The sequence below is a fragment of the Meridianimarinicoccus roseus genome (assembly GCF_003172915.1).
GTDB classification, from domain to species: domain Bacteria; phylum Pseudomonadota; class Alphaproteobacteria; order Rhodobacterales; family Rhodobacteraceae; genus Meridianimarinicoccus; species Meridianimarinicoccus roseus.
This window is the reverse complement of sequence record NZ_QGKU01000040.1, coordinates 15024-20146: the sequence shown is the minus strand read 5'-3', so window position 1 is coordinate 20146 and position 5123 is coordinate 15024. Positions and strand designations below refer to the sequence as shown.

At 65.9% G+C, this 5123-nt stretch carries 5 protein-coding genes and 3 pseudogenes; 3 read left to right on the top strand and 5 right to left on the bottom strand.

Annotated features, from left to right (window positions below):
- On the top strand, window positions 1-386 hold a 386-nt coding region (locus DKT77_RS21060), incomplete at its 5' end, for a hypothetical protein (RefSeq protein WP_238547885.1).
- Window positions 387-399: 13 nt separating this feature from the next.
- Here DKT77_RS21060 and DKT77_RS13390 read toward each other — a convergent pair.
- Window positions 400-588, bottom strand: a pseudogene (locus DKT77_RS13390) (transposase); the annotation flags it as partial.
- A gap of 13 nt (window positions 589-601) precedes the next feature.
- Here DKT77_RS13390 and DKT77_RS13385 point away from each other — a divergent pair.
- Together DKT77_RS13385 and DKT77_RS21545 are read left to right on the top strand one after the other, a co-directional pair.
- A pseudogene (locus DKT77_RS13385) lies at window positions 602-994 on the top strand (IS5/IS1182 family transposase); the annotation flags it as partial.
- A pseudogene (locus DKT77_RS21545) lies at window positions 972-1115 on the top strand (carboxymuconolactone decarboxylase family protein); the annotation flags it as partial. The pseudogenes DKT77_RS13385 and DKT77_RS21545, both read left to right, overlap by 23 nt.
- A 656-nt stretch (window positions 1116-1771) precedes the next feature.
- Here DKT77_RS21545 and DKT77_RS13380 read toward each other — a convergent pair.
- The 4 genes from DKT77_RS13380 to DKT77_RS13365 all read right to left on the bottom strand — a co-directional run.
- Entirely contained in the window at window positions 1772-2062 is a 291-nt protein-coding gene (locus DKT77_RS13380; protein WP_109812199.1) for a hypothetical protein, read from the bottom strand.
- A gap of 200 nt (window positions 2063-2262) precedes the next feature.
- Window positions 2263-3129 (bottom strand): SDR family oxidoreductase, encoded by an 867-nt coding sequence (locus DKT77_RS13375; RefSeq protein ID WP_109810130.1) that lies wholly within the window; start codon window positions 3127-3129, stop codon window positions 2263-2265.
- Window positions 3130-3143: 14 nt separating this feature from the next.
- The gene (locus DKT77_RS13370; protein ID WP_109810129.1) at window positions 3144-3512 is read right to left on the bottom strand and encodes a hypothetical protein; all 369 of its coding nucleotides are present in this window, start codon (window positions 3510-3512) and stop codon (window positions 3144-3146) included.
- Between the two features lie 383 nt (window positions 3513-3895).
- Window positions 3896-5123: AraC family transcriptional regulator (locus DKT77_RS13365; RefSeq protein WP_238547884.1), on the bottom strand; the 1228-nt coding region annotated here is incomplete at its 5' end.

Sequence of the window (5123 nt, the reverse complement as noted above, 5' to 3'; positions counted from 1 at the left end):
GTCCTCTCAAGGCGCAGCGTTCGCCCACGGGGCGCGCCATCCCGCCGGGTGCATATCGTCGCAAATCACGCGGCCATCTTGCGCGCCTGACGCAAACGCAGGGCATGGGGCCAGGACGACTGCGCGATCCACACCCGGCATCGCTGGCGCGTCGAAGGAACCCACGGCACCGCCAGGACGCGCCACGGACCCGGCAGAGCCATCCGCAGCGGCCGCGAGAACATGAGGATACCGGCCCTCCTGACGGCCATCGCCATGAACCCGAAAAAGCTGGCGGCGGCGGTGTTGCTGCTGCTCCGTTCCATCATCGAAAAGCGCGCAGCAAGACCAATCCCGGCCTAGGCCCGAAGCAACTTCTTCAACAGTCCGCAGTGGCCCAATTCTGAGACGCCCTTCACCCTTCATCGACACGCATGTCTGGATAGCGGTATCGCCGTAGGTCTGCTGGCAGCCACGCCTGCCTGTCGGGGCGGCCTCCCAGATCATTTCGGGGTCGAACCAGAGCGTCAGCGAGCCGCGGCGCTTGAGCGCTTCGTTATAGGCCGGCCAGTTTCTGGTCTTGTAGGTCGGGGGTGTCGTTCTGCTTATGCATCATAGCTAGCTGTTGGACGAGGCTGTTGTGGCCCGCTGGGTCGAGAACCCGTATTGCCAGTATTTCAGCGGGCAGACGTTCTTTCAGCACCGTCCCCCGACTGATCCCTCGTCTTTGACCCGCTGGCGCGAGCGTATCGGCGAGGAAGGGGCCGAGTGGCTGCTGATCAAAACCAACGTGGCGGTGCGCGCCTCGGGCGCAGTCGACAAGGGTGGTCTGTCGCGCGTCGCCATCGACACCATGGTTATGGAAAAGGACATCGCCCACCCAACTGATGCGCGCCTGTATGACAGAACCCGTCTGCAGCTCGTCATGCTGGCGGGCGAAGCCGGGATCACGCTCAGGCAGAACTACAATCGATTGGCGCGGCGCCTTGCTATGCAGGCGGGCAGCTACGTCCATATCCCAGGACGAGATCCGTGCGATCTTCCATGTGATCGGGATCGATTGCGGCGTGCCGCAGGCTTGCGCGTGCATCCGCGTCTCGCGGCGCGTACTGGACCCGCAGACCGTCGCTCAATGATGCCCGCTGAGCGACATGTCTTGCACCGGCAAAGTTCTTGGGCCCGCCCTGTCCCATCGCTTCACATGACCGGACCTACATGCCGTACATCTGGTAGAGCCGCCGTTCATGCTCCACACAGCGCGGGTCCGCAATGCGCGGATGCATCGGCGATCAAGTATCTGCAGCGGACGGCAGGAAGGGCCGCACCGAGGACCTCTGGTCTCCCGAAACGCTGCGGTGTGAATGATGGCCGTTTCGGTGAAGCCGCGCTGCAGTGTCGTCTCTCGCGGTCAAAGGCGGCTGCGGGCCTGTCATGGTGATGGCATAGCAGTTCGACAGCGAGAGAGTGCCGCACCGTCGCAAAGCCGCTTCGAGCCCTTACGCAGCGTTCGTCAGGATGCCACAAATGGCGGCTTCTTCTGCTTTTGCAATTGGGCGGAAGAGCGGTGAGACTGGGTAGTCTGAGGCTGTGTTTTTTCCGGGTGATCCTTTAACGCAGCGGCACTGCGCGAGAGGATGAAAGACCCCTGTTGTTGGCCAATGAACCCGGTTGTTCATTCTCGCTCATTGGTGCGGGGCAAGCGGTTTCCGGGACGCAGGCCGGTTCTTGGGCAACACATCACCCAGATCGGATCCGCAACCTTCGGCGCACTGGTAACGCCGACCCGGACGGGTCAGCCGAACCAGTCATACCCGGAGGTCATCGTTTCATCCTGGGTCACCTGATCGTATCCTCCAGATCCGCCCGTCTGATAGCTTGAGATGAGACAGTCTGAAATATCGGCGATACCTGCCGTAGTGGAACCTTGGAGTAGCACGAGGTCTGACAGGTCGGCCTCGCCGCTGTCACCGGTGCTGAATGCGAAGTCGAACACGTCTGTTTCGTCTTTCGAAGAGTCCGCCTTCGGAGGCTTGTGGCCTCCTTTTTCGTCCAGAGGATAGTAATGGAATTCAATAGTGGGCATCGTTCCTCTCCTCGTTGTCAATCGACAGTCAGGATAGGAACATCGACACTGCGAAAAACACAGTCCGGAGATCCTGACCGTCCAATACCGCCCACACCGGGATTGCCAAATTGGCCCGGGGCCAAACCAGGTGCTGGCCTGATGGATGCCCCCCGATCAGGCGCGGTTGGGTTTTTTGGGGCGGTTGAGGGTTTTGGGGGTCATGATTGATTTTGTTTTGGTTGGCGTGTTTCGTCTGCCGCGAGGGTTTCGAAGTATTCGGCAAGGCGCCGCGTGCCGAACCGGGGCGCGATCATGTCCATCCCGAGCGCGGTCAGGAAGAACCGCGCCGGTCCACTGACGCGGCGCGGCAGGATCGGCAGGACGGTGAGCGCGGCGCGGCGCAGGGCGTCCGGCAGATGGGTGATGCGCGGCGCGGTCCCGAGGGCGGCGAAGGCGGCGCGGGCAATCTCGCCCTGGGTCATCACGTCGGGCCCGCCGACCTCGGCCCAGCCCCGCCCGGCTTCGGTCGCGTCGGCGACGGCCATTGCCAGGTCGGCGCCGTGGATGGGGTTGAGGCGCTGCGTGCCATCCCCGAAAAGCCACACGCGGCCGCGCCGGGCCATGTCCAGGATCTCGGCCATGTCGGAAAAGAAGCCGGTGGGCGCGATCACCGTCGCGGGCATGTCGCAGGCCCGAAGCGCGTCCACGAAGGCGGCCTTGGCATCGATCAGCGGCACGCCCGGCATGTCCTCCGCGTGCAGGACGTGGATGTAGGCGAAGCGCTTCACGCGCGCCGCTTCTGCCTCGCGCAGGAGGTTCAGGTTGGCCTGAAAGTCAACGTCCCTGTAGCCCAGCCCGTCGGTCTGCCGGGTGATGCCAAGCGACGAAACGACGAGGTCCATGCCGTCCATGATCCCCGTGAGTGTCTCGGGTCGCGTCGCCTCGGCCTCGACCGTGAGATCTGCCAGGCCTTCGCCCCGCGCGGTGTCGCGCACCAGGGCGGTGACGTGGTGACCTCGGCGCGCGTATTCGGCGCAAAGATAGCGTCCGAGATGGCCGGTCGCTCCGGCAACCAGAACGTTCATGGATCGTCTCCGGGTCAGAGGAAACCGACGCCAAGCGCGGCGGCGGTCATCAGGGCGAGGACGGGCGTCCAGAGCAGGCGCTCCGGGCGAGAGGGGCTCGCGGCGTTGGCGGCGAGGGACAGCAGGGTGAGCCCGAGTGCCGGCCAGAACAGCGCCTCCAGCGGTGCCGGGCCGATGCCGGCCCGGGCGAGCACCGCCCCGGCCATGGTGGCAAGCAGCGCAGCCTGGACCAGCGCCAGCGCCCGCCAGGGGGGCGGCAGGCGGCCCGCAAAGCGGCCGCCGACCGTCAGCCGCCCGAGCGGGGCGCCGGCGGCGTTGGCGACGTGCATCAGCATCGGCAACGCGGCCAGCCCGGCATAGGCGAAGGCGAGTATCTGGGTCATCGACCGGTCCTCACCGCCAGCGCGGGCGCCGCGCCGGAAAGGGCCGATGCGTTGCGCGTGGTCGTTCGTCCGGCAGCCCGGGATCGCCCGAGATATGCCGGTGCGGACGGGTGCGCCGCCGTGCCAACCGGCGCGCGCCTTTGGTCAGAAGGTGGTGAAGGCCGGCCCTGCGGGTACAGGTGTCGTGCATCGCGCCCTCCCACAGGTCACGCCCGCATGGCCGCTGCCGCGCAGACCCCGAGCAGGGCGGCCGGCGCAGGAGGGGCTATCAGCATCGGGTTCATGTCGTGTGTCCTTCGACTGTCGAATGTGTCGAGGGAGGATATACCCGTTCGTGCCGGGGCGCGGCATGACCGCAGGGATCAACGGATTGACCGCGCATGTCAATTCGAGAGCCACGCGGTCGGGCTCGCCCCGGTCCAGCGCCGGAAGGCCCGGACGAAGGCCGAAGCCTCGGAAAAACCCAGAAGGTAGGCTGTCTCGCCGACCGAGACCTTGCGCGCGCCGAGGTAATCCATCGCCATCCGGCGGCGCAGGTCGTCGTGCACTTCGGCGAAGGTAACCCCCTCGTCCTTCAGGCGGCGGTAGAGCGTCTGTCGGCTCATGCCGAGGTCCCGGGCGATCCGGTCCATCGACAGCGTTCCTTCGTGCAGATCGGCCAGCATCCGCGCCTCGACACCCGAGCGCACGGTATCATTGGCGGCAAGCTCCGCCAGCAGCCCGTCGGCGTGGCGGGTGAAGACGCCGAAGACGTAGTCCTTGCCGCCGTCGAACGCCTCGTCCAGCCAGACCGGATTGATCCGAAGTGCGTTGCGCGTGGCGCGGAAGGTGACCGGCACCCGGAAAAGCTCGGGATAGCGGTTGGCATGGGGCGGCGGGGCGTAGGTGACTTCGAGCGCCTGTTCGAACGGGTGTTCGGGGGCGGAGCGGCGGAATTCGGAAATGAACCGCGCAAAGCTCGCCTCGGTCGCCATCCAGGTGCCGTCGCAGGGGCGATTGTCCAGCAGCCAGACCGCGTCGTTCTCGCGCTTGAGTTCGAACCGGTCCCGCCCGCCGCGGATCGGCACATCGGCCATCAGGCGGGCATAGCGGTTGAGCTGGACGAGGCTGTGCGGAAAGGAGGTCGAGGCATGGACGATCTGGCCGACGATCGACATCGTCTCGAGCCGCGTCTCGAGCACATGCCGCAGCAGAAGAGAGGTGTCGCCCGTCGTCTGGATCCCGGTGGCGATGAGCGTCTCGTAGGCGGCGACCGGGATGCGCGTGTCCTGATCCACCAGATCGTCATCCGTCAGGCCGGATGCCGCCAGAAGGCCGTCCCGCGGCGCGCCTTCACTCACCGCATAGTCGAGGAACGCGCGCGCGAAACCGGCGGCCATGGTCTGATCGGACATGCGGTGGTCCTCCGGGGTCAGGATGTCGATGCGCCCGGTCATGCCCTTGCCGAACCGGCGCCGACAGAATGTCCGAAGACAATGTGTCAGGACAAGCCCGATGCTGCGCCCCATGTTCGCGCTCATCGCCACCCTTCCCGCTCCCCGCGCCCTCCCGTCCCCGCAGCGCCCCACGACCAAGCCCGTACCGCCGAAAGTGCCGACAAAAGTGACCGCC

Bases quoted from the DNA above. Each gene is read 5' to 3' on its own strand.
- DKT77_RS13370 (WP_109810129.1), bottom strand. From the start codon at position 3,512: ATGACCCAGATACTCGCCTTCGCCTATGCCGGGCTGGCCGCGTTGCCG.
- DKT77_RS13380 (WP_109812199.1), bottom strand. From the start codon at position 2,062: ATGCCCACTATTGAATTCCATTACTATCCTCTGGACGAAAAAGGAGGC.
- DKT77_RS13375 (WP_109810130.1), bottom strand. From the start codon at position 3,129: ATGAACGTTCTGGTTGCCGGAGCGACCGGCCATCTCGGACGCTATCTT.